At 37.0% G+C, this 24,134-nt stretch carries 23 protein-coding genes; 5 read left to right on the forward strand and 18 right to left on the reverse strand.

Going from position 1 to position 24,134, the window contains the following annotated elements; genetic code table 11:
• Positions 1-296: 296 nt before the first annotated feature.
• Positions 297-677 carry a winged helix-turn-helix transcriptional regulator gene (locus ABIE66_RS28120; protein WP_370017145.1) on the forward strand — a complete coding sequence of 127 codons (381 nt, stop codon included), beginning with the start codon at positions 297-299 and terminating at the stop codon, positions 675-677.
• Positions 678-711: 34 nt separating this feature from the next.
• Here the strand turns inward: ABIE66_RS28120 and ABIE66_RS28125 are convergent, their stop codons facing one another.
• Positions 712-1,785, reverse strand: coding sequence for an SDR family oxidoreductase (locus ABIE66_RS28125; RefSeq protein WP_370017146.1), 1,074 nt, complete (start codon positions 1,783-1,785; stop codon positions 712-714).
• Between the two features lie 466 nt (positions 1,786-2,251).
• Here ABIE66_RS28125 and ABIE66_RS28130 point away from each other — a divergent pair, with 466 nt between their 5' ends.
• From ABIE66_RS28130 to ABIE66_RS28140, 3 genes are all read left to right on the forward strand, one after another.
• The gene (locus ABIE66_RS28130; protein ID WP_370017147.1) at positions 2,252-3,499 is read left to right on the forward strand and encodes a glycerophosphodiester phosphodiesterase; all 1,248 of its coding nucleotides are present in this window, start codon (positions 2,252-2,254) and stop codon (positions 3,497-3,499) included.
• 131 nt (positions 3,500-3,630) lie between these two features.
• A complete protein-coding gene (locus ABIE66_RS28135) occupies positions 3,631-4,509 on the forward strand; it encodes an endonuclease/exonuclease/phosphatase family protein (RefSeq protein ID WP_370017148.1) in 879 nt (292 codons plus the stop codon).
• Between the two features lie 249 nt (positions 4,510-4,758).
• Positions 4,759-5,244 (forward strand): peptidoglycan-binding domain-containing protein, encoded by a 486-nt coding sequence (locus tag ABIE66_RS28140; protein WP_370017149.1) that lies wholly within the window; start codon positions 4,759-4,761, stop codon positions 5,242-5,244.
• 289 nt (positions 5,245-5,533) lie between these two features.
• On the opposite strand, the gene xerS is transcribed toward ABIE66_RS28140, so the two are convergent.
• From xerS to ABIE66_RS28175, 7 genes are all read right to left on the reverse strand, one after another.
• On the reverse strand, positions 5,534-6,661 hold the full coding sequence (gene xerS / locus ABIE66_RS28145; RefSeq protein ID WP_370017150.1) for a tyrosine recombinase XerS: 1,128 nt from the start codon (positions 6,659-6,661) through the stop codon (positions 5,534-5,536).
• A gap of 127 nt (positions 6,662-6,788) precedes the next feature.
• Positions 6,789-6,950, reverse strand: a complete 162-nt coding sequence (locus ABIE66_RS28150; RefSeq protein WP_289318884.1) for a hypothetical protein — start codon at positions 6,948-6,950, stop codon at positions 6,789-6,791.
• A 33-nt stretch (positions 6,951-6,983) separates the two neighbouring features.
• A complete protein-coding gene (gene hepT / locus ABIE66_RS28155) occupies positions 6,984-7,346 on the reverse strand; it encodes a type VII toxin-antitoxin system HepT family RNase toxin (protein WP_370017151.1) in 363 nt (120 codons plus the stop codon).
• Complete coding sequence (gene mntA / locus ABIE66_RS28160; protein WP_370017152.1) at positions 7,336-7,743, reverse strand: type VII toxin-antitoxin system MntA family adenylyltransferase antitoxin; 408 nt, start codon at positions 7,741-7,743, stop codon at positions 7,336-7,338. Before mntA ends, hepT begins: the two co-directional genes overlap by 11 nt.
• Positions 7,744-8,397: 654 nt before the next feature.
• The gene (locus tag ABIE66_RS28165) at positions 8,398-8,577 is read right to left on the reverse strand and encodes an IDEAL domain-containing protein (protein ID WP_370017153.1); all 180 of its coding nucleotides are present in this window, start codon (positions 8,575-8,577) and stop codon (positions 8,398-8,400) included.
• A gap of 229 nt (positions 8,578-8,806) precedes the next feature.
• Positions 8,807-8,989 carry a hypothetical protein gene (locus tag ABIE66_RS28170; protein ID WP_370017154.1) on the reverse strand — a complete coding sequence of 61 codons (183 nt, stop codon included), beginning with the start codon at positions 8,987-8,989 and terminating at the stop codon, positions 8,807-8,809.
• A gap of 241 nt (positions 8,990-9,230) precedes the next feature.
• A complete protein-coding gene (locus ABIE66_RS28175; protein ID WP_370017155.1) occupies positions 9,231-10,631 on the reverse strand; it encodes an MFS transporter in 1,401 nt (466 codons plus the stop codon).
• Between the two features lie 375 nt (positions 10,632-11,006).
• On the opposite strand from ABIE66_RS28175, the gene ABIE66_RS28180 reads away from it, so the two are divergent.
• Positions 11,007-11,357 (forward strand): hypothetical protein, encoded by a 351-nt coding sequence (locus tag ABIE66_RS28180; RefSeq protein ID WP_370017156.1) that lies wholly within the window; start codon positions 11,007-11,009, stop codon positions 11,355-11,357.
• A 565-nt stretch (positions 11,358-11,922) separates the two neighbouring features.
• Here ABIE66_RS28180 and ABIE66_RS28185 read toward each other — a convergent pair.
• The 10 genes from ABIE66_RS28185 to ABIE66_RS28230 all read right to left on the reverse strand — a co-directional run bounded on the left by ABIE66_RS28185 (position 11,923) and on the right by ABIE66_RS28230 (position 24,122).
• Positions 11,923-12,054, reverse strand: coding sequence for a hypothetical protein (locus ABIE66_RS28185; protein ID WP_289323225.1), 132 nt, complete (start codon positions 12,052-12,054; stop codon positions 11,923-11,925).
• Between the two features lie 967 nt (positions 12,055-13,021).
• On the reverse strand, positions 13,022-14,269 hold the full coding sequence (locus ABIE66_RS28190) for a helix-turn-helix domain-containing protein (protein WP_370017157.1): 1,248 nt from the start codon (positions 14,267-14,269) through the stop codon (positions 13,022-13,024).
• 324 nt (positions 14,270-14,593) lie between these two features.
• A complete protein-coding gene (locus ABIE66_RS28195) occupies positions 14,594-18,676 on the reverse strand; it encodes a S8 family serine peptidase (protein WP_370017158.1) in 4,083 nt (1,360 codons plus the stop codon).
• 440 nt (positions 18,677-19,116) lie between these two features.
• Positions 19,117-19,395 (reverse strand): phosphatase PAP2 family protein, encoded by a 279-nt coding sequence (locus ABIE66_RS28200; protein ID WP_370017159.1) that lies wholly within the window; start codon positions 19,393-19,395, stop codon positions 19,117-19,119.
• Positions 19,396-19,914: 519 nt separating this feature from the next.
• Entirely contained in the window at positions 19,915-20,160 is a 246-nt protein-coding gene (locus tag ABIE66_RS28205) for an HPr family phosphocarrier protein (protein ID WP_370017291.1), read from the reverse strand.
• A 181-nt stretch (positions 20,161-20,341) separates the two neighbouring features.
• Complete coding sequence (locus ABIE66_RS28210; RefSeq protein WP_370017160.1) at positions 20,342-20,980, reverse strand: P-loop nucleotide/nucleoside kinase family protein; 639 nt, start codon at positions 20,978-20,980, stop codon at positions 20,342-20,344.
• Between the two features lie 113 nt (positions 20,981-21,093).
• On the reverse strand, positions 21,094-21,960 hold the full coding sequence (locus ABIE66_RS28215; protein ID WP_370017161.1) for a class II fructose-bisphosphate aldolase: 867 nt from the start codon (positions 21,958-21,960) through the stop codon (positions 21,094-21,096).
• 42 nt (positions 21,961-22,002) lie between these two features.
• A complete protein-coding gene (locus tag ABIE66_RS28220) occupies positions 22,003-22,401 on the reverse strand; it encodes a tetratricopeptide repeat protein (protein ID WP_370017162.1) in 399 nt (132 codons plus the stop codon).
• 30 nt (positions 22,402-22,431) lie between these two features.
• On the reverse strand, positions 22,432-23,721 hold the full coding sequence (locus tag ABIE66_RS28225) for a PTS sugar transporter subunit IIC (protein WP_141993394.1): 1,290 nt from the start codon (positions 23,719-23,721) through the stop codon (positions 22,432-22,434).
• 35 nt (positions 23,722-23,756) lie between these two features.
• Positions 23,757-24,122: a PTS sugar transporter subunit IIB gene (locus ABIE66_RS28230; RefSeq protein WP_370017163.1), complete on the reverse strand. Its 366-nt coding sequence runs from the start codon at positions 24,120-24,122 to the stop codon at positions 23,757-23,759.
• Positions 24,123-24,134 lie beyond the last annotated feature (12 nt).

Genomic DNA, 24,134 nt, shown 5'->3' on the forward strand with positions numbered 1-24,134 from the left:
GATGTTTTTTTATACGGGCGCGATTCTTTAATAAGTATCGCTTTTCTTAATGAACCAACGGGGCAGGTTAGCTGAAGAGTGCTGTTTGATCTTTGTTCAAGGGCGATATTTTGAATAAGAGAAGGGATTATTCGTAAGTAACCGAACTATTAGTTATACAATTAACGTGGGCTGGATAGCGCAATATTTTGCTTGCAGTTATAATGTTCAAAGACGGACATTTAATGTCTCCAATTCATCGGATGTTTACCAGTGACCTGTGTCAAAATATTAGGAGAAGGGAGCCAAGGTGTGTAATGAAGAACCCTGATAAGATTTACAACACTGCGGTAGAGGCAACTTTAGAGGTAATTGGAGGAAAGTGGAAACCTGCGATTCTCTTTCATCTAACATTTGGCAAGAAACGTAACAATGAATTGAAAAGCTTGATACCCGAAATTACTCAAAAAATGTTAACGCAGCAACTTCGGGAGCTAAAAGAGGAAGGTGTCGTCTTACGCATTTCTTATAATCAGGTTCCACCAAAAGTCGAGTATGAGTTGACAGACTACGGCTGGAGTCTAAAGGAGATCCTGCATCTGATGTGTAGGTGGGGGGATTCGCATATAGAGAGAAAGTACAGAGGAAGGGCTACCCTTCTGGCCAATCCACAGCTTGAAGACGTACAGAACATATAAGAAGCGGGCCTTGTATACAAGGCCCGCTTTGCGTTTATGGGATGACTTTGCGTTTCCGAAAGTCGTCGAAGATGTTCATAAACATCTCTTCGGTATCGACGTATTCGTGAAAACCAAAGCGACGGGCCTTAGTTCCGTCGGCGAAGAAATCGTAATCCCAAGAGAACACGAAATCACCGAATTTCCAGGATGATAGGTCTTTATAGGAATGACTAGCAAGCCCATGATTATCGACCATTTTGTTCCAAAGTGGCTCCTTGTCCGCCATGACAACGTCCAGTGACATCTGCAGCGGAGGCGCCGTCTCCAAGCCGAAATAGTGAGCTATCTTCGGCCATAATTCATTCCACCGGAACAGATCACCGTTCGTGATGTTGAATGCCTGATTGGCACAACGTTCTTCAGTCGCCGCCCATACTGTTGCCTTCGCGAGAAGCCCCGCATCCGTCATCTCCAAGAGACTGTCGTAAGCACCAGGCTTGCCGGGAAACCGCAGCGGAAGTCCAAGCTCCTTCGAAATTGAGGCGTAGATCGCAATAACCATGGCGAGGTTCATCGGATTTCCAAGCGAGAAGCCACAGACTACAGAAGGACGGAGCGCCGACCAATTCCAAGCCTTACCTTTTTGCCTTTGTTCTAAGAAATCTTGCTGATCAACATTGAACTCGGGCGGCATATGTTTAGCATCTGTCTCACGAGCAGGCGTCTTGAATGGGCCGAGATGTGCTCCGTATACCTTGTAACCCTGCATCAAACTGACATGTTTTAAGCCAGAGGCGATTGGTTCGATCGCCTCTACGGTGTTCACTAGCATGGCGAGGTTGGGAGGAACAAGTTCGGCCCAAGTTGGACGGTCCTGATAGGCGGCATAGAAGATATGTGTTACCTCAGTTAAACACCCTAGCTTCTCGCGGGTGTCGTCAATATTGAGTAAATCCGCAGCCACATACCGGACACGGCCGTCAGAATCTCCGCCTCGACGTGATACGCCAATCACGTCCCAATCAGGGAGGGAAATTAGGTGATTAATGAGGTTACGACCGATGACACCATTTGCGCCTACGACCAAAGCGACTTTGCGTGTGCGTGTTTGAGGTACATTATTCATAGTGTTCCAGCTCCTTCTATACTGTGCTTAGTTCACTATTATTTTGCATCAAGGAACCACACTTGAGAAGTACGCACTTTGAAGTGTCATAAGCACTTTTTTGTAATCCAGCAGTACTCATAAGACAAATCCTCGGTGTTAATAACATATAAACCTCAAAAAATCATTATAGGAATTGTTTGAAAATGTAATGATTATTCAACCCCGTTTTTTTCTTTATCCTCTCCTAAACACCAACGTTAATTTATTTTTCAAAATAGATCAGAATGCTGAAAATGCTCATTACTACGAGAGAGAAACGGATTTACTGATGTTCTGGGAAGATCTTCAACAATCGGACGCGATTTTTTAGTAAGAATCGCTTTTTCTATAGAACAAACGGGGAAGTTAGTTAAGAAAATCTCCCGAAAAAAATGTATTTACTACTATTATTTTACGTTTCTATTAATTATGAGGATTAAATTATTTGTTCAAAGCTTACAATAAAACCTCTACCTATAAACGGATTCCTATTATTCTCTTGAATTTTACCTTTCTTTATTCTATCTTAACATCTACGTATATGAGGATTTACACTTTCCATCTATTCTTAAAAATGTACCGGATAAATAAGGAGTGGAGTAAATGGGAAAAAAAAAAGACCTTAGCCGCAGTGATTGCTGCACTTATGATGTTTTCAGCACAGCCTGCTTTGGCTGATATTGAGTCAGACCGTTCTGATAGTAGGAGCTTCGGTCCAAAGACCTTTGACCTTCAGGCACACCGCGGGGGAATGGGGCTTACTGTCGAGTCGACTATTGCATCGTTCTCCCATGCACTAGAAATGGGTGTAAATACACTTGAACTTGACGTGCAAATCACAGAGGACCACCAGGCTGTTGTCACACATGATCGCAAAATATCAGGAAGAAATTGTAAGGATACAACCCCTGCTTTCGCTGGTGACCAAGAGTTCCCATACGTAGGCAAGTATATAAAGGACCTAACTCTTGCTCAGATCCGTACGATGGACTGTGGTACAAATACCAAGCCTGAATACCCAGATCAGCAACCGAGCCCAGGCGCTAAAATGCCGTTGCTAAGCGAGGTTATCGACCTTGTGAAGCACTACAAAGCCAAGAAGGTGTGGATGAACATTGAGACAAAGGTAGAGGCTGGTGCATCTTGGGAGACAGCTCCACGTGAAGAGTTCGTACAAATCGTCGCTCAACACGTTCGCGAGGCAGGATTGCTTGACCGCGTTTCAATTCAAAGCTTTGACTGGGGCGCGCTTATGCGTATGAAAGAGGTAGAGCCAAGCTTACCTGTCGTTGCACTGACCAATGGTCCGCAATTCTTACAGCCAGGCCAACCGGGGGCTTCTCCGTGGCTGGGTGGAATCGACATCGATGACTTCGGTGGAGACCTTGTGGCGGCAGCCAAATCGTTTGGCGCGGATGCAATCTCTCCTGTTCACGGATTCCCACAAAACGGAAAAATCACTGACGAGAACTACGTACCTTATGTAACAAAGGACATGGTGGAGGCTGCGCACAAGTCTGGCATGAAGGTCATCCCGTGGTCAATCAACGATATGCCAACGATGAATAAGCTTATTGACGACGGAGTCGACGGAATCATCACCGACTACCCAGACCGTCTGCGTGAGGTCATGGAAGAGCGTGGATTCGAACTGCCTAAGGGGTATAAGGCAAGAAAAGTTATTAAAGATTAAATAATTCAATGAAATCAGTTTCAGAGAAAATCTATTTATTTAATAAAGTAAGCCACCAAGTTTTAATATTTCGACAATAAAAATTTTATACTCTAAAAATAGTTAATAGAAAACTTTGAGAGGTGTTAGCCTTGTTTAAAAAATTATTTATTTTATTGCTGTCCATGATTCCAATGTTCTCGTACAATAGTGAAACTCATGCCACAGAACTACCAATGGTTGAAAGGGGTAATGAGACTGACATTAAAGTTATGGCTTATAATATTCATCATGGAGAGGGAACAGATGCCATTTTGGATTTGAAAAGAGTTGCAGACATTATTAAAACATCGGGTGCTGATATCATTGGTTTGCAAGAAGTAGATAATCATTTTTCCGAGCGAAGTAATTTCGAAGATCAAGCGAAATGGTTGGCAACTTACTTAGGAATGCATTATGCATATGGTGCAAATCTTGACTATGAACCTTTACAAGAAGGAGAACACCGTCGCCAATACGGAACGGCCGTGTTAAGTAAATATCCTATCCTTTCTGCCGAAAATCATCTGCTCACCAATATTCCATATCCAGTAAACCCTACAGAGCAGCGCGGTCTATTGGATACTGTGATTAACGTGAGAGGAAATCATATTCACTTTTACAATACGCATCTTGACAATAAAAGAGCCGAACAGAGGGATCTACAAATCAGGGAGATACTTGACATTGCAAAACAAAAAGAAGGAACAAGTATCTTTGTAGGAGACTTCAACGCTACACCTGAAAGCTCAGAAATTCAAAAGATGTCTACACAATATAAAGACGTATTTGCTGAACTCGGTCAAAATGATGACTTTACCATACCTGTAGATAAACCAGATCGTCGCATCGACTATATTTTCACTTCTGAAGATGTCAAGTTTAGGACTGGGGAAGTTATAAACACTAATGCATCTGATCATTTACCAATTACTGCAGAGTTAGTACTGAAAAAAAATTCGCAATTTAATAACGGGATAGGCAATAACTAACCCCTAATAAGGACTACCTATCCTTGATTATTGTGAATATGAAACCCATTCAGTAAAGAAACTGAATGGGTTTTTTATTAGGTGCAATTTTTAAATAACTACAAATTTATAATTGATCCTATTTCTGTGGTCCTTCAGGTGACACTGTTTGTTTAGTTCAAAACAGGACATTGGTAGGAAGGGGAATATAAAATAGGAGGGGAAATAGTAAGGTAGTGTAGATGCACAAAAAAAGAGGGAGATGGCGGTATGAAGAAATTACTTACTAGTTTGGTAGTATTAGTAATGGCCCTAGGGATATCTTTTTCCACCGCTTCAGCATCTGCTGGAGGTTTTCACCACCCAGAAAGCTGGGATAAAAACTCTATTTTGCGGAAGGACACTCATGGGGTAGAGGTCAGAAATATGCAGTATATCCTGAATGTCATGGGTTTTTATACGGATTCAGCAGTGGTTGATGTTGATGGGATTTTTGGGCCGAAAACCGAAGCGGGTGTAAAGAAATATCAAAAAGAAAACAACCTGAAAGTGGATGGTGTGGTTGGCCCTCGGACGTGGGATAGCTTCTCACAATACATTAAGAAGAATGGCAATGAAACATATGGAGCAGGCGGAAACATGGGTCTCAGAATCAAATGGAAGTACGACAATTCTTCCTATACATCCGGCTCAAAAGCCTATATTTACGGTAATGGAGATACATTAAGCGACCAATATCGCTTGTATGCGAATTAAAATACAGGATGGTCCTAACATATGAAAAACGTGTCTAAATAGGCACGTTTTTATTTTTTGCATTCACGAGTTGTATGTTGTATCTCCCAATTTACTCCTTGCTTGCGTTGAGTTGGTCTGTGATTGATTTTGGGTGAATTTTTTATTGTCATGGTCAAACTTCGTAAAGAATGCCCTTCTCATAATCGAGAGGGGCATTTTTATAAAGCAAGTCGTCCTGAATTATAGGTCTAACCTTATTGGCTATACATTCTAATTAAAATAATAAAGAAATCTTCTCCAGTTTCATTTAATCCTTTTCACGATAATTGGTTCTTCTCTCTCCCAGCTGTTTCGCAGCCTTTTTAGCCTTCTCCTGCTCAGGGTTTGTGTATAGGGCAGCCGTGGTGGTTGAAGTATGACCAAGTTGAGTCATCAGTAAATGGATATCTCCTGACTGCTCCATTAAGTTCGTCCCATAGGTATGTCTAAGTTTGTGTGGGGACATCGATTTATTGGTCTTAAATGCCTTCGTATATTTCTTAACTAGGGCCTCGATGGCACGGTTGGAGAGAGGGGTCGCTCCATCATTCACCCTAGTCAAGAATACATAAGCATCATCATCGTTTGATCCGCTATAACGCTCCATTCTTATAGCTAGGTAGTCTTTTATGTCCTGCATAGACGGAGGAGAGACTGCCACAACATCCTTTTTCCCCCCCTTACGTAAAACATGTATTTGTTTTTCCTCGAAATCCAAGTCTCGTAGCCTTAAGTTGGATAACTCGTTCACCCGAATTCCGCTTCCTAAGAAGAGGGATAAGATCGCAAAATCACGTTCTTTGTCCCTTTTAAAATAAATGAGTTTCCTGGACTTTTCAGGTAGTTCCTTTTCATAGTTATTCTTCACGAATTCAAGAAACCGAGCATCCTCATCATTGTGGAAAATCTTTGTCGATATTCTGGAAGCCCGCGCCCCCAAAGTCTCTTTCACTTTATTCACTTCAATTTTCAACATGACATTTCGGTAGAAGTAAGGTTCGCCGTCGTCATTTTCTGTCTGTGTCGTTAAATACTTGAAAAGGGAACGTAATGCTGAAATTTTCCGATTGACGGATACTTTTTCCGCTTTTTTTGTTTCCTTCTTATTGATAGGGATATTTCTCCGTTCCAAAAATTTTATAAAGGATTGGGCTTCAATCAACTTCAACTTTTCCAGCACTGTCAGAGGGATATCCTTAATATGCTCCTGTTCAGCAATGCCTTCAGATATCAGCCACTCCAAAAATAATTTATAATCAAGAACGTAATTCAAGAGGGTGGAAGGGGACCGGGTATCCAATTTATTGTCAACATATTCAACGATATAGAAAGGCATGGACTTAACCAGCTGTTCCAACTTCTGCTCATGAACTTGATGTTGTCTGGTGTTAGCCATTGGTCGACTCCTTTTAAGTTGATTTTTGCGTAAAATTCAATTTTTACGCATATTTGTTTACATAATAATATTATGTGTTGTTAAATACCTAACGTAAAAGTCCATGTAGGGATATGACTGAATTGAATTAACATTTCACAGGAACTTTCACATATTCATATTTTTCTGGATATTGAAGTTTAAGCTTTTCGATAGCAGCTTCAGCAGCATCTTTCGTTTCAAAAACTTCATCTAACTTGATTGTTTCTTTTTTTGTATGGAGATCAAAAACTCTTATTATGTATTTCATCATAAAACCCCTTTATCATAATTTAAGGATTTGTTATGTATAGTCGATAAAATCTCCTAGATGGTTTTCATTTACCGGCTGGTAATCATGAACAGCCATGTTCCTGAAACCCACCATAACCTTTAATCGTTTGGCCGTATTTTCGTCAATAATTAAGGCAGTGTGAAGCATATCAAACGCATCTCTGCTGGTTTGAGGCAATCCCAATCTCTGTTCAGCTACAATATGCATAGCCAATTCGATTGACGCTTCGCAGGCCCTCTGAATATTGATTATGATGGAGTCTTGTTTAGTAAAGTCTTTTAGACTTCCAGCATCGTTGGCATATACATCGCGAACTCGCTTCATGCAACGTTCTATTACACTAATTTTATTCAAAATCACATCATTCCTCATAAATGGTCCCACTTTCTCCTATTTTTTTTAAGATATTTTCACGTTCCTCATTCAATTTAGCGTACATGCTTAGAGCAGTCATTTGCTGATTTTTAAGAAGGGTGTCATCTTTTGAATAAATCACAGTACCGGTTGTGTAAATCTGTGCCTGAAAAACGGTTGATGCATCCCTCAGATTAACCAGGTCCACATCTATTTTAAGGATATCGGCCAGTTCCTGGGCAAATAAAAATATCTCGTATGTAAAATGTGAAGAATCTTGACTGTAAAACGCCACATCAATGTCACTATCCTTATGTGTAGTGTTCTTCGCGTAAGAACCAAACACGATAATAAAGGAAGGATCAATTTTGCCTATTAGGAACTCTTGGATACTTTGAAACATTCCTGTTTTCATAAGACACGCTCCCTCATGATAATACGAATAGTATACCAAACATTCATTCCTATGTCTATTTGTTCGTAAAACTAGTATTTTACGCATAGATAGATTGTTTACTCCCCTCTTTATCAACAAGTTAGAGAGAATCATTTTTTTCTATCCTTACTACAAACTTTTAATCATCACCTTCTTCTATAGGTTATATATGATCCAAGCTCTGTAGACAAATTAAAATATAGGTGATTACAATTCATTTATATTCACGAGGTTTATGGTACATTATCCAAACATAGATTTTTTCTTTTGATAGCGTTTTTAGGCTATCCATAAAAGAAAGCCCTGAATTTGTAAAGGTCAAAGGTTATTATATTGAATGTAAAAACAATGCTTCCTTACACAACAGTCATTAGGTTTGCTTTTTCTTATTTATTCTTATAGATGGAAGCATTGAATCTACTTGAAGGAGACTCTTTCATGGCTATGGAGTGTTTATTTATGGAGGTCCTTGAAGCATATCTAAGACTACTTAAATAAAAAAATGAATCAGGAAGTTAAGCAGCATTACCTGATCCATTATTCTTATTTTCTATCCTTTATTAAATTCCTTTTACCTTGTTAAATAAAGAATTAAGTTAGGAGTTATCTTTTTTATTAAGTTCTGTTTGCATTTTATGTTGTGCGTTTTAATTCATTTATTAATCGGAAAAACTCTACCTTATTTCGGTTTTTCAATGAGTCATCGATTTGTTTTTCAATTTGGGCTTTCCTGTAATCGGCAAGGGCTTTTTTTAGTACCATTTCAGCGATCACTTCAGGTTCCAGTAGCGTTCCAGGCAATTGCTTCTCCATTAGAAATCAACTCCTTTACCTTTTTTCTATTATACTGAGTACCTTGAGGATTATTATTATTTTGTAAAGTGCTTGTCTGGCTCCTTTTTCTATTTTCATCGGAATTATCACAACGGGCAAAAGATCCTTAAAAGGATAGTTGTGAAATTATTCTTTCTGTGCCTATTTTTTTGACCGCTTATCAAAAGTAATCCTCAAAGTTCAATAATATGGCCTTAATGGCTTGGCTTTATTTTCCCTTTTCTTTAATCCTTTTCAGAAAGTCCATGAACAAAATCACCAGTAAATCCTCGACCGTCAACTCTACATCTATCAAGTACGGGGAAATATCATGCAGGAATACCTCACCCCGATAAATCTCCGACTCCTTTATTCGAAGGGTGTCCTCTGCTCGTTTTTCTTTTGAGGTCACCTCGATTTCCTCTTCCCTTTGCTCGAAAGAGAAAAGGGAACATGTTCGTAACCTTTTTCTTTAAATAACTCCATCGCTTTAAAGTAGATTAGTTCTATTAATTCCTTCTTCTATTTTTAAACAACTTTATTATTCGTGAACACCTCAATAAGTAAAACAAAAACCCGAAATACAGACGCTCATGTTTGAGTGTCTGTATTTCGAGTAGTCATCCCATTGAATGGGGGCTTTTTAATTCCATTTATTTTTCTCTTTGTTCCGTTTTCCACCATAGTGAATCTTTTGGATTTTCAACAGCTTCTTGATAATCAGATTTAGAAGCAACTGTTGGGTAAGAACCTTTTAGGGATTTTCCTGAAGTACTTTTGAACAAGAATAATATCACTAAAAATCCGATAATACTCACGGCTGTTAGATAGAAACCAGGAGCTAAGTTATTCCCCGTTTGGTGAACTAGCCACGTGGAAACTAATGGGGTAGTTCCACCAAATATTGAAACCGAGACATTAAAGGTCACTGATAATGTCCGATATCGAATATCAGTATAGAACATGGTTGGTAACGATCCAGGCATTGTGCCTTCATAAATTGAAAGCAGAACACCTAGAATTAGAATACCTAACGAAATAAATACTAAAGCATTCAAGTTTATTAAATAAAAAGCAAGGGCAGATAATAGGGATAATCCGCCTGTACCGATTAAGAAAACAGTCTTATTTCCAATTTTATCACTGAGCTTTCCAAATATTAAAGTAAGTGGCACCATAATAATCATTAGAATCGTAATTAATAGAGTTCCTACTGTACTAGATAATCCAATAATCTCATCTAAATAAGAAGGCATGTATGATAGTAGCATATAGCTTGTAATATTAAAGAATGCAACAGCTACAAAACATACAAGAATATCTTTTTTGTGATTTTTAAAAATAGATAGGAAGCTTTCCTCTTGGACTTCATCATCAGAAAGTTCATTTTCAAAAATCGGTGATTCTTCTAAACTTTTTCTTAAGTACAACCCAATAAGCCCTAAAGGTAAGCCGAGTAGAAACGGTATTCTCCAACCCCATGAGGCCATCTGTTGATCAGATAGAGTGATAAAGAGTGTACTGGCAAGTAGTGAAGCGAATATATAACCAATGAGCGTACCAATTTCTAATCCACTTCCAAGCATATTACGTTTATTGTCTGGAGAAGATTCTGCAATATAGACCATTGCACCAGCGTATTCGCCACCAGTTGAAAAACCCTGAATAATTCTAGCTATTAATAAGAGTATTGGTGCCCATATACCGATTTGATCATATGTAGGTAATAAACCGATTAGTAATGTTGAAAAAGCCATTAAAATAATCGTGGTAGTTAAAACGACTTTTCTTCCTAATTTATCTCCGATTTTACCAAATATAATACCGCCTACTGGGCGCATTAAAAAGGCAATCGCAAATGTTGCAAAGGTGAACACTAATTTTAGCTCATCATTCTCAACAGCACTAAAAAAGTTTTGACTAATGATAACAGCTAAATAGGAATATAAGCCAAAATCAAACCACTCCATAGCGTTTCCTACCCCTGTAGCAAACACACTTTTCTTCGCTTTTTGAATATCTACAACGTTGATTTTTTTCTTGTTAAATTTCATTTTATCAAGTCATCTCCATGGGATACAATTATGCAAGAATGAGAAATAAAGTCAAACTGGAGTACAAGTGGATTTTGGGTGTTTCTTCCAATTATAAATAAAATTTTGTCTGCTTATGGAAACAGTTCCAACAACATTAGACTAACTCCACCAGAAATCGAAAAGCCTTTGGACATTAATTATTTTGATACAAAAACAGAAAAATATTCATTTTTTTGATTACAATAGCTCTTTTGGTTGGTAGGTCCCCTGTAGAGAAGAAAGCAGGGGAATAAAGAAATCCCTTGATCCCGTAAGGGATGTCTTTCTGAGCTGGATTCCTTCTTATGTGAACTAAGGATGTATATGGGATACAATGAAACAGAGGTGAAATTTATGAACAAAAATCAAGCACTTTCTATACTTAAAAAATACGCTCCTATACCCGATGATGATGATTTAACTGAGGAAATGATAGATGAGTATGCAAGTGCAATTGAGTATTTTGAGGAACATCCTCATGTTAGTTGTATTGAACCTATTATGATGACCTTCAGTATAGATAATTGTTATGGAATATATGATCATGCAGTAGATGTGTTAAGAAATTTGACTAATGATCAGGTAATACCACATTTAGTCGAAGCAATTCAAAGTAAACATGAGGGTAAAAGATACTGGGGAACAGAAATAGCTCAATTCTTTCCTGACGAAAGATTGCTTGACCCTTTATCGATAATGTATTGATGACCCAAATGAAGAAATCAGAGCTTACGCCGTTTTTGCTTTAAGTTGTATTGGTAGTAAAGTGGTTTTATCGAGGTTGCATGAAAGATTAGTAAAGGAACAAGACGAAGAGGTGTGCGAAAAATTAAAACAAGCCATTTCAAAATTAAAAACCATTAATTAACCTCTTCTTAATATTGTGGGATATCAAATAAACCGTAACATGCCTTCTAGTCACTCTTATAATTCGTATAAGAGATATTTTACGCAAAGATTAATACTATAATTTGCCACACTCTCTTCCTCATCATAAATCTAGAGCTTATGTAAAAGATGGCAATTTGGCAGTAACTTTAGGACAAAAGGAAACTATCTTATATTTATAGAGATCACTTTTAATATTATATATTCTAACGAAGTTCATGGTCTTGAATATGACCTTCTTTTTCGAGTGATAAATCAATAAAGAGAACTGATGTCGATATATCAGTTCTCTAGTAAAAATTTTTTCTATATTCTTTATTTGTTATATGAGAAGAAATTTATAGTGGAATCAAAAAAAATCAGTCCCTACTGAACCTTCCCATTATTCTTTCTTATCATTATTCTCTTGGTTATTCTTTTCTGAAATTCGTCTTTGATTGGCTTTCGTCTCAGCATTCACATGGTTTGCATCATTTCGTTTATTTTTTTTAGAACCTCTTGCATCATTACTCATACTTATTCACCTCCCGCGACAGCTTATATACGTATGTTAGCTTACTCTTGCCTCCAAATTTTATACGCCTTACCTGGATGTAGCACATCGCTAACTAGCAAAAAGACATCCCATACAGACCGCGGACAACATTTCAATCACACAAAAAGAGCAAACCCGTTTAGAGTCAGCTCTTGTAATGATTTAAAAATATCCCCATCAAACCTTATATCCCTTCGTTGTTCAAATTTATTGCACCCTTACTACGTGAAAACCGAAAGAGGTCCTTATAAATGAATTCAGAAGTAGTAGCGTTACAAATACTCGCTTATTCGCAGGATTTCATCACCCTTGAACCTCAGTGCAAAAGATCTTTAATAAAAGGTTAGTTGTGAAATATCCTTTCTGTGCCTAGTTTTTTGACCGCTTATCAAAAGTAATCTTCAAAGTTCAATAAAATGGCCTTCATGGTTGGCTTGAGTTTCCCTTTTCTTTAATCCTTTTCAGAAAGTCCATGAACAAAATCATCAGTAAATCCTCCGCCTTCAACTCTTCATCCATATTCCTCTAATAACTGTTCCAAGTGAAGTTTATACGCATCAAGGGCTTGTTTCGTACCGAGCCTCTTCCTTGTTTAAGATTTCTTCAAAGTTTCCAAGCTATCCAAATTCATTTTAACGAAATGCATTTTGCTATAATGCTTTTCTTCTTCCTCTTCTCGGTAAAATTCCCACCGTCTTGATCCGATATTTTCAAATCTCGCGTGCTTAAAAAGAGTGTTAGAAATATATGATTTTGCTAGAAATTTTTCATTTAACCTTATAGTTACAACAATTTCTTCCATACGTTTTTCTTGAGGAATTTTGTTTATTTTCTCTTTAATAGTTTGTACTTGTTGCTTAACTCTTGCTTGAGCCTGGCTATATGTTCTCGGAAACGTAGGCTATGCAGCATTAACATCTGCATAGAGTATCTTTTTTATTAAGACTTATTCATGATCATAGTAGCTCTTTCTGCCTTTTATGTAAGAGTTGGCAAGGTCCAATGCTTTTTGAACGGCACCAATTCGGTTATAGAAGTGGAAGAGTTTTTTTTCGTAGTGTTCAATTAACATGGTGAAGCCCATATTTTTAAAAAAAGGAAGGGCTGTAGTCTCAATAAAATGATAGTAATCGTCTTCTTCATGATTAAGCTGATAAAGGTGTAATTCAAAAAAAATCCAATTATACGATTTTGTCGATTTTGCTATTCTTAGGCCTTTATGTGCTAATTCCAATAAAATCTCGAATGAAAGTAGTTTTCCTTTATAACAAGTATTAATATAACCATCTAATGCAGTTAAATAATGAGGAACCATTTCATCCATTAGTTCCATGGCTTCTTTGTATAGTTCGGATGCTTCTTTGTATTTTTTTCTTCTGTAAAGTTCAAATGCAAGATTATTAAGGAGCTTTGATTTACGGTCTATTTCATTAATGGTATCACAGGTACGTATTAATTGTTCGTAACGTTCTTTCGTCTCTTCAAAATCATGAAGCTCCTTTGCATTTAATTGTAATAACATGATCGTCTCTGTATCAATTATCCGGATGACATTTAACGTTTTTTGAAAATAGTCAAGAACTTTCTCTGCATAATAATACGATATTATATTAAAATGAATAAGGTGATAGGCTAGTGCCAAATGGTAATAATATTCAAATTGATTATATTGACTTTGATCAATCGATGTTAAAATTTGAATACAATCTCGATACTGTCCGTTGTGAAAATAATACATACCTAGAACATGTTTTAACATATTGCGGTCTTGCGGAGAAAAAGATGATTCATTTTTTTGCAGGTTTTGAATAATTAATAATGCTGTTTCTAATTGATAATTAGATAAATAATACCTTGCAGAGAGTAATTGATAGAAAACTTGAAAATCTGGCAATTGAATCAGTGTTTCTTTTTCGATTTCATCTTTTAAAATTTCTGATTCTTTGCTTTGTTGCATAACGAACGTGTTGTGCCATAACTTTAGTTTCTGTTGAAGATTATGATACCGCACAAATTCATCATCAAGACAGATATTCAATCTTTGGGATAATAAGTGAGTAATTTCCCCTGAGTATTCTGTTATCTCTCGTTCTATCTTACTAAGATGTGTAGCAGAACAAATTCCTTCACAAAGCTGCCCCTGAGTCAACCCCGCTTTTTCACGATAAAACTTGATAAGTTTCCCCTCAATCATAGCTTCACCTCTAGGTTGTAATTTTATCTAGTATATATTGAAAAAAAATGAATATATAATCTATATATTCTAGTAAAATTAAGAAAAGCGCAAGACTACTTAATACCTTCCCTCTATATTATTAGCTTTTTTAATATTCACTCTTGTCTCCCTTTTTTCGAATTCCCAATCTACCCCAATATTTTATTCTGAAGAAAATTCAAATAACGCAACCTTATTGGAATACTCTCTTTCTTTAAATTAAAAATACTTTTAGAAAAATTTTATACTTTCTTTAAAAGTTAAAACACGATGAAGCTAAGCTTTCATCGTGTTTTTTAATATTTATGGCTGTATTCCCAACTCAACTAAAATTGATTCTAATGTCTTACCTTTATACTTCTTCTTAGGTTTTGGAGCATTATCGACATGCTCATTTTGCTTGAGATAGTTTGTTTGAACATATTTCATATCTTTAGCATCAACTATTCTATCAAAGTTGATATCCGCTGCACGCTTCTTTGTTTTCCATGCATTTTGAATTTCAATCGCATCTAGAACATCAATGACATTGTCTTGGTTTACATCACCTGCAGTAATATCAAGCGCAGGTATCCAGCGATTTTGACCGTATAACTCACCATTGTGCTCAAAACCTATACCAGAATTTAGTTTTTCTTTCGTGACAAAGTGGCCTGGGACTTTCATTTCTATCGTGAAGGCATTTGTGCTTAACGGCAGCTTGTTGAATACATATTGTCCATTTTCTTCTACCGTTGATGTCGCATCGAACTCATTTCCTTCTGAATCAAAGATTTTCACTGTACCGCCAACCTTGCTCCAATCCCTTTTCTCTGTAACAGTACCATCTTCATTTTTAAATCCTTGCGGAGTGACATAACCTCTAGCCATTGAGAATTGAGGGTTAACCTTCCAACTATAACCAGATTTTAACACACTGCTTGTCTGATTATTAGCATCCATTACGCTCACAATCGGATTAATGGCTGCTCCAAGGGTATATTGATCATCCTGAACCTTTAACGTAACCTCAACGACTTTTGCATGGTCTAATGCTTTACTCTCTTCATTAAATTGGACAGTAACGACCTTGTCTTTAATCGTTAAAGAGGCTTTGTCCGAGAATTTGCTGTGAAGCTTGGCATCAACTAACTCTACGCTATCTAAACCTCTGTCAAAGTCTCCGTCACCATTAAAGTTCCATTCCGCCTTTGACACTGCGTTTAGGTTATCTAATGATAGCGTTGCTTTTACCGTATCGCCTGTTTTCACCTCATACTTTTCGCCAATAGTATACGCGACAGGTGTACCTTCTTTTACAAAGTAATATTGCTTTGTTGCCGGTTTGTTTCCTGCCATATCATATCCATTCATGCGGAATTGAAGTGCTGGGATGGATTCATCCAGGGCGATTTCTTCGACAAACTTTCCTTCTTTATCCATTGGAATTGGCGTAGAAGGGAAACCACCTTGACCCCAGTAATACACCATCGAGTTCGATGATTGATCGATATTTATGCCCAATTTCTTTAGTTCGTCAATGGTTTGATCTGTGATTTGAATGTCGAATGGATATGTTTCTTGACCTGGCTTATATTCAATAAATGGAGACTTTCCATCAAGTGAACTTTTGAAGCTCGGTGCATCGAGATCGATGAGCAAATGCTGCGTTTCAGTTGTAACCTTCCCGGAAGTACCTGTACCAATGAATTTCAACTTGTAATGTCCCGGTTTTTTCACATAACTTGCTTCTTCCGAAATGGGCTGTTTTGAGTTTCCTGTAAACTCATAAAAAGCTCCATTAAATGCATATAATCCATAATCTACATTGTCATAAGCGTAATCTAAATTTATTGTTCCGACCAACCCGAGGTCCTTTCCTGTTTTGCCATCTTGAAGAACGACATCCATTTTTTCCATTGGTGCACGAAGGTTAAAATCAGCAAATACAAATGGAGTACGCATAGGATCCCATGCCACTTGGTTTAAATGACTTGGGGAATAGGCAGGATTTAGTACCTCAACCTTATTAAACCCATCTTCCATTGTTCGGAAGCTGAAAGGAATCCGATACTGCTCTGATGAATTCGCATTGTTTGTTAATGTAATATAGCCTTCGTAAATTCCATCCTTTGCTTTCTTAGGGATAAGCAAACGTGGTGTTACTTTTTTGAAGTCTTCACTTTTTACAGAAATTTTGCTTGGAATATCCAGCTCCACTCCGTTTTCCTTCAAGCTATTTGAACCATTCGTTTCAGTTACAGTGACACTGAATGTTTTGTTTACTTTATCATTATTTTCAATAGTGATTGATTTTTTTAGATTTAGCTTTTTATCTGCATAGTGAACATCAAAGCTGAGTCCGCCCGTCAATTCTTTTACCTTGATTAATTCCTCAGCACCTGGAACAAATGTTTTATCGTTAATTTTGAAGGTTGTTCCACTATACACTGCTTGGTATGGATCAACTCTTCCTGCTCCAACTTCAAATACACTATAGTCTCCGTTTAGTGGATCTGCCGTATTCATTAGAACGGCTTTAATATCTTCCGGCTCAAATTGCGGATTCGCTTGAAGCAAGAGTGCTGCAATCCCTGCTGTATGAGGAGTAGCCATAGATGTTCCAGAATATCTTGAATATGCATATTGATAGTTTTCTTGATGTTCAGCGTCCACCATATAAGAAGGGACTGTTGAGAGAACACTTACTCCCGGTGCCGTCACTTCTGGCTTCATATCGTATGTTTCTCTTGCCGGGCCTCTTGAGCTAAAGTCCGCTAAGTGGTCACCTTCTGTCTGTTTATCCGCGTATTTGGAGAAAGTAAAATTCGCTTCACCTGCTTGAATCTGTGCTTTAATGCTTTCTCCCGCTTCTTTTGTTAAAGAAAATGACGGCACAAAGTCAACGGACTCTCCAAGATTGGCATTAATTTGCCCTTCCACATTGTTATAAAGAAGAACGGCGGCTGCTCCATTTTGTTTGGCATTGCTGACCTTTTCCGCTAAGGCGAATTCGCCGCGTTCCACAAGTGCAATTTTCCCTTTTACATCCTTGCCGGAATAATCAGAGCCATTTCCTAAACCGACATTCACTACCTCATAGGATTTCCCTTCCCATTCCTTTAATTGGTCTGAATAGTGGCGTGCCAAACTAACAAGTTCGATCGAATCTTTATTTCCGATTTTTCCACTGAAAGTAGAAACCGCCATCGGCACATCACTCGCCCCGACTGTCAAAGCAAGTGCTGCTGAGCCAGGTGAACCTAATGTATAATCATCTGATCCTGCATTTCCAGCTGCTACAACTGCTGTTACATCATTAAGGACAGCATAGTTAATGGCAGTACTGGTTGGATCATAAGGATCATTGATGTCCGATCCGAGGGAAAGGTTGATAACATCCATGCCATCGTTTACAGCTTTTTCTATACCTGCAATGACCCCTTCAGATGATCCTGATCCATATGGTCCAAGAACACGATACGCATATAAATCCACATCAGGAGCCACACCTTTCACAGAAACCTCTGCATTCGTTCCTTGTCCAGCAATGGTACCTGCGACATGTGTTCCATGGGAAGTATAATAGGAAGAACCGGACCAGCTAAATTCTGGTTGCCCCGATGCTTGCCAATCCTTGTACGTTGCCTCCATTGGATCATTATCTTGATCAACTAAATCGTAACCGCCCTTATAGGCATCCTTCAAATCAGGGTGGTTGTAATCAATCCCTGTATCAAGAACCCCAACTTTGATTCCTTTGCCTGTAATACCTTCATTGTGCAGCTGGTCAATTTTTAAATATGGAATACTTTCAACGGATGTACCAGGGGCTGATTTCTCTCCCATGGCGATCGGTTCGACCTTAAATTCTACATCTTTATATACTGCTTTTACGACTTCGGATTGTAAAAGCTGCTCTACCTGATTAGCTGGCAGCTTCATAGCTACCCCGTTATAAACGGTCTTAAAGGTAGAAGTGATTTTATGACCTGTTTTCTTGCTTCTAAGATTAGTAGATGGAAGAATCGATTGAATGTCTTTATTAAACTGAGCATGTTCCTTTTCTACTTGATCATCCGCTTGTTTTTTAGAAAGCTTCTTTCCTTTTACATTCGTATCCAAGACTGCAACTTTTCCCGGCTTTGATTTAAACTGGACGATGACCGAGATTTCTTTATCCTTTTTTAACTCTTCCATTTTAAATCCTTGCAATCCGACATTATCTGTCATTTCAAGTTTATTTAACGCTTTTCGTTGTTCACTTGTCAACGAAGCCAAGACGTCTTCTGCCTTTATGTTCGATGCATTTGCATAAGGAATGAAAGGCGTGTTTGCTGATGATAGCAGCAAGCCAGCTGACAGCGTAATCGCCGCTGTTCGTTTAATGAATGAATGAATTTTCATATGTTCCCTACTTTCTTAGTTAAATAGAAGATTTCCCGAAAAAAAATATTCCTTTCTAAAAATTTAAAATATTCATACAATAATATTAATTGCCTTTCTATTGGATTGCTATTGGGTTAATTTTACAGCTCTTTCTACCTACTTTCTCTTTTAAATGTTCTAAAAAATCATTATTTTTGCGAAAATTAGTGAAAATGACTTAAATTCATTTTTATAAATTGGGGTTTTCTTTGTAAAATAAGAAAATATGAATTCCATTGAGAGAGTTGAAAAATTGAAGTAAAGCACCCGTTAGTTTGAATAACTTGGAAATCCTTTATGAACTAAACTGCCCCTATAGTTGCATAAGAAAAGGAGCTGCTGATCAGCTCCTGATAATGAAGTAAAGCTCCTGTTAAGTTGAACGAGACTATTATAATCTTCCATAGCTAACCAATCTTTCACCCACCTTGTCCTTGGAAAATTGGTCTTTCTATTAGTAATGTTATGGGTTTTACCTTGAACAAAAGGTAATGTGTAAATACTGCAATTATCACTCCATTTAAAATTCCCGCAACTACATCTAAAGGATAGTGAACACCTACCCATATTCTTGAGAAAGCTACTATTATCGCAAGAATAAACCATGAATATTTAAAACGATGAGATGATAGCCAAAGAGTAACAGCAATTGCTATTAAATGAGGTGTAAAGTTTTCCTGAAAAGCTTTTGTCTTCACCTTCAAACGAGAACTTAGTACTAGGGATTACTCTTGCTGCCACACCTTGAGCTTCTGCATAGGCAAAGATTTCATTTTCACCAGATGTTATCATAATCGATCTCCATGATGCGGTGTGTTGGCTGCCTGTGATACTTCCCCTTAGCTTTCCTATGTTATTCACAAACTGATAGATCATAGTTTGAATCATTCGGGTGTCGTTTACTCCATTTGAATCATCAAGTATCTGAGGATAAGAATTCAGGAATGCAGACCTTCTTTCAACAGCCACTTTGGTTTTATATCGATCACTTAAAGAAGATCAAACCCAATAACGATTGGCTCCAGAGAAATATTTTTTTAAAAGGCATGCATTTGATTTAGCTAATACTATAAAAGTATTGATAGTATATTAAACCTCATTATTAATTACAATATTAACTTAACTTTAGATTATTGAAGTGAAAAATAAATTTATTATTCGTATTTTCCAATCAGGGGAGAATTTTGGATTATCGAACTTGAATCTGATTTATACACCTATACACCTAGGCCTTCTGTTTTCATCATTTCATCAATATTTGATAGCACTTGTTCTGCATCATCGCCTTGAGCAATTATTTTAATTGTTTCTCCCTGTGGGATTCCTAGCGACATTACACCCAAAATTGATTTTAAATCTACCTGTCTTCTTTTATATTCAAGTATCACATCTGAAGAAAATGGCGTAACCATATTAACTAAAAAGGTCGCAGGTCTTGCATGAATTCCAGAATCACTAATTATTGTCTAGATTTTTTCAACCATTTTATTCCTCCGTCTTAAAAAAACTCTTTTATTTTATAAGTGAAGAACTTCAATAATTCTCTTACTTTGTCACAACATTCTCTACAGTAAAATCGTATTCCTTCAAGCCCTTAGAGATGAATAATATAATGTAATTAAAAAAGCCTCTAAGTTTTGGATTTCACAATTCTTTGCTAGTTTCAGAAATGTACCTTTTAATGTATCCCCGTTCTATATCTTCCAACAACCTAGAATAATTCACTTTTGTATAATCTGATACATCCACTTCATATAATTTCCCTAATTCAAACGTGTCATATCCTCTTGTTGTACATCTATTTATAAATTCCTCATAGATCAATAAATTATCTGCATTACTTCTATTAGCTAAATGATCCCCTTTTTTATAGGAAGTCACGATATGACTCAAATGCCTTGTCGGATCCAAATCTCGCTTTTTTTGCCGTTCAAACAAAACATCTAAATCTGCAATTAACCGAATAGTAACGACCTCATAACCATATCTATCTACTAATTGCTGAATATGAGGCTTTTGTTTCTGACTAAAAGGATAATCAGACATAATATTGTCGCCTACTTGCATTTGCTGTTCCATTATTTCATAGTACTTCGCCCATGCTATCTTTTCTATCTTCTGCTTTTCTTCTAAATTACGATAACCATATATATCACAATAATATTCTTTCAAGTCATCCTGAGAAAGATTATAAAATGACCCTAATTTACTATTGATGATATTACTCAAGTAGGTTTTCCCTGTTCCTGGTAAACCTGCTAATAAGATTAAGGCTTTATCCATCTTACCACCTCATAATCTAACGAATAAAGAAAGAGTACTAGGAATTCCCCGTACTCTCTTTATTATCCATCTTCTCCAACTCTTACGAAAAAGCCAAATGAACTTTTTTTTGACTATTTTACTTGAAGCGTACGGTCTTCTTTATTCATGAAGATTCCAATTTTATGTTTGACAATTTCTTTTACTGCCTTATTACATGGAATAATATTATGTCGTAATGATTTAGTTACTTTTGTTTCTCCGAATGTTTCTTTCGCTGTTTTCGTCCATGCTACTAACAACTCAGTACCAACATTAAATTTACGAATCCCATTATTTATTAATTCATGAATATCCATTTCATTAACACCTGTACCTCCATGAATAACTAAAGGTACATCTACTACAGCATTGATTTCTTTTAATAGCGGTAGATTTACTTCTGTTTTAGATTTATATTGACCATGATTAGTACCGATTGCAATGGCCAAAGCATCAACCCCTGTTGCTTTAACAAACTCTTCTGCATCTTTTGGGTCAGTATAAACCTTATCATCCTCATCTACATGAATCCCTTCTTCAGTACCACCAATTGTCCCTAGTTCGCCCTCTACTGAAACACCATATTTGTGTGCATATTCTACTACTGCTCTTGTTTTCATAATGTTCTCTTTGAAGGGTAAATGAGAACCATCAAACATCACTGATGTATATCCTTTATTGATTGCCTCTTTAATATCATCAAAATCCCTCGCATGGTCTAAATGCAATACCACATCTACCATTTCATTTGTGGCCATAGTTTTACATACAGCAACAAAATTTTCATGACCAATGTATTTCGCAGTATCTATACTTGTTTGAATAATAATTGGTGCTCCTTGCTCTTTTGCTGCACGTATCATATCAGGTAACATCTCTAAATTATGTGCATTAAATGAACCAACTGTATAATTCAATTCTTCAGCCCTAAGTGTTACTTCTTTTAGTGTTATATACATAATCAATTACTCTCCCTTTATACTAATCTTTTATTTCCTTCCTTATCGAACACCACGCGTAACCTCTTTAGAAACTTGCATCATTTGATCCATTTTCTTTAGATATATCTGTAATAATTCTTCATCATTCACTTTTGCTGCTTCTGCACGCTTCTTGTTATAAAGTTTTAATAAAGTTTTGTAACCTTCGCCTAATGACTTTTTAGCCTGAATACTTTTTTCTAACGAATCAATAGCATTATTTTCTTCACCAAGTTCATTAAATGCAAGGCCAATCTCCTCATGAATTTTTGCTTGTTCTTCTCCAACTGTTTGATTTACTTCTTCTTTTTTAGTGGAGATAATACGTACTAACTCTTCTTTTCGTTCTACTGTTAACACTACCTTTTCGGTTGTTTCTTTTTTCGGTTTTTTAGGTTTTTTCTTACCAAATCCAAACATTACTTGAACCTCCTTTTCTCTTTCAACATCCTAGAAAGCTTTTAAAAGTGGACCAATGAGCCATGCATATAGTAAAGCAGCTGTTACTGTATCAACATCTGTAGCTGTTGCATTGACAAATCCCATAGAATTGAAAGTCGTTACTAACAGTGCTGGTAATAATGTAATGAAGAAACCATGTACAATACCACCAATAATTGCACCGCGAATACCACCTGTTAAGTTACCGAAGATACCGGCAGTCCCACCCGCGAAGAAGGCTGTCAGAATACCTGGTAAGATCATTGCCAACCCAAAGACTGGTAATACAAACATTGCAATTATTGAACCTATAGTAGTTGTGATAAACCCTACAATAACTGCATTAGGGCTAAATGGAAATAGGACTGGACAATCTAATGCAGGCTTTGCATTTGGAACCAACCGCATGGCAATCCCTCTAAATGCCGGAACAATTTCACCTAGTAATAAGCGAACCCCTGCTAGTAATACATACACTCCAACTACGAATTGGATAGATTGTAAGAAAGCAAACATTAAGTAGTTTGTATTTTCTGATATTTTAGAAGCGAACTCATCACCTGCGAACGCTGCTGTAATAATATAAAGAGGAGTCATTACCACCATCAAAGATAGATAGGTATCTTGTAAGAATTCAAATTGAGCTGGTAATTTCAAATCTTCAACAGATTTTTTCTTTTCGCCTTTTCCCCCAACTAGTTTCGCTACACCTGCTTCAAACACATACCCAACCGTACAAAAGTGTCCTAATGCAATATCATCCATACCAGTAATCTTACGAACAAATGGTTGTGCAATCGCAGGCATTGCTACCGCAAAGACGCCCCCAATGAAACCGCCTACTAAAATCAATGCAACACCACGTAAACCTGCAAAGTAACCAAATACTGTTGTCATAGTAGCCATCCAAAGAATTGCCTGACCAGTTAAAAAGATGTATTTCCATTTAGTAAACCGGGCAATTAAAATATTAAAAACAAAGATAGCTAAGAAAGTTAGTGCGATATCACGACCCAAGCCTAACTCATTCATTGCTTGGCCATTAATGGCTTCAATCGAAGGAATAATCCCTTGCATATGGAAACCTTCTGTAAAAATTTTACCGAAATATATTAAACTACCAACTATAATGCTAGATCCGGCTGACAATACCATAAATCCTAACATCGTCTTTAACGAACCAGAAATAACTTGCCCTGTTGATTTCTTTTGCAAAATTAACCCCAACATAGCAATCAACGCAATTGTGACTGATGCCTGTGTCAAAATATTCTCTATAATAAAGTTGACTACACCCATTTTCTCCCCCCATCTCTAGCTATCTCTATTTATTTTTAAGCTAAAACGCCTTTTTCCCTTAATACCGGGGTGATTTTTTCTTCAATCTCTAGTTTAGATACAATATTTCTCAAATAAACAATTGTCGTTTGTTTTGGATCAACTGAAAATTTCTCAAATTGGGATTTGAAATTCTGTGCCGTAATAATAATATCGGGTTTTACTGAAACAGCAGACGAGATATCACTATGATCTAGCTTGGCATTAATACCCAACTTGCTTAATACATCCTCTGCCGCCATTTGACAAGCAAAACTGCTTCCTAAACCTGCTCCACATACAAATAAGATATTTACTTTTTTCATGTCACTCTCTCCTCTTTCGTTTTTTGTTTTATATAATTCATCTTTTCCTACTTGCATCTTCACCAATTG

The sequence above is a fragment of the Peribacillus sp. B2I2 genome (assembly GCF_041261685.1).
Taxonomy (GTDB): Bacteria; Bacillota; Bacilli; order Bacillales; family DSM-1321; genus Peribacillus.

What these genes read in the sequence shown, in the direction of transcription:
- ABIE66_RS28120 (WP_370017145.1), top strand. Translation starts at nt 297, where the DNA reads ATGAAGAACCCTGATAAGATTTACAACACTGCGGTAGAGGCAACTTTA.
- ABIE66_RS28125 (WP_370017146.1), bottom strand. Translation starts at nt 1,785, where the DNA reads ATGAATAATGTACCTCAAACACGCACACGCAAAGTCGCTTTGGTCGTA.
- ABIE66_RS28140 (WP_370017149.1), top strand. Translation starts at nt 4,759, where the DNA reads ATGAAGAAATTACTTACTAGTTTGGTAGTATTAGTAATGGCCCTAGGG.
- xerS (WP_370017150.1), bottom strand. Translation starts at nt 6,661, where the DNA reads ATGGCTAACACCAGACAACATCAAGTTCATGAGCAGAAGTTGGAACAG.
- ABIE66_RS28150 (WP_289318884.1), bottom strand. Translation starts at nt 6,950, where the DNA reads ATGAAATACATAATAAGAGTTTTTGATCTCCATACAAAAAAAGAAACA.
- hepT (WP_370017151.1), bottom strand. Translation starts at nt 7,346, where the DNA reads ATGAGGAATGATGTGATTTTGAATAAAATTAGTGTAATAGAACGTTGC.
- mntA (WP_370017152.1), bottom strand. Translation starts at nt 7,743, where the DNA reads ATGAAAACAGGAATGTTTCAAAGTATCCAAGAGTTCCTAATAGGCAAA.
- ABIE66_RS28165 (WP_370017153.1), bottom strand. Translation starts at nt 8,577, where the DNA reads ATGGAGAAGCAATTGCCTGGAACGCTACTGGAACCTGAAGTGATCGCT.
- ABIE66_RS28175 (WP_370017155.1), bottom strand. Translation starts at nt 10,631, where the DNA reads ATGAAATTTAACAAGAAAAAAATCAACGTTGTAGATATTCAAAAAGCG.
- ABIE66_RS28180 (WP_370017156.1), top strand. Translation starts at nt 11,007, where the DNA reads ATGAACAAAAATCAAGCACTTTCTATACTTAAAAAATACGCTCCTATA.
- ABIE66_RS28185 (WP_289323225.1), bottom strand. Translation starts at nt 12,054, where the DNA reads ATGAGTAATGATGCAAGAGGTTCTAAAAAAAATAAACGAAATGATGCA.
- ABIE66_RS28190 (WP_370017157.1), bottom strand. Translation starts at nt 14,269, where the DNA reads ATGATTGAGGGGAAACTTATCAAGTTTTATCGTGAAAAAGCGGGGTTG.
- ABIE66_RS28195 (WP_370017158.1), bottom strand. Translation starts at nt 18,676, where the DNA reads ATGAAAATTCATTCATTCATTAAACGAACAGCGGCGATTACGCTGTCA.
- ABIE66_RS28210 (WP_370017160.1), bottom strand. Translation starts at nt 20,980, where the DNA reads ATGGATAAAGCCTTAATCTTATTAGCAGGTTTACCAGGAACAGGGAAA.
- ABIE66_RS28215 (WP_370017161.1), bottom strand. Translation starts at nt 21,960, where the DNA reads ATGTATATAACACTAAAAGAAGTAACACTTAGGGCTGAAGAATTGAAT.
- ABIE66_RS28220 (WP_370017162.1), bottom strand. Translation starts at nt 22,401, where the DNA reads ATGTTTGGATTTGGTAAGAAAAAACCTAAAAAACCGAAAAAAGAAACA.
- ABIE66_RS28225 (WP_141993394.1), bottom strand. Translation starts at nt 23,721, where the DNA reads ATGGGTGTAGTCAACTTTATTATAGAGAATATTTTGACACAGGCATCA.
- ABIE66_RS28230 (WP_370017163.1), bottom strand. Translation starts at nt 24,122, where the DNA reads ATGCAAGTAGGAAAAGATGAATTATATAAAACAAAAAACGAAAGAGGA.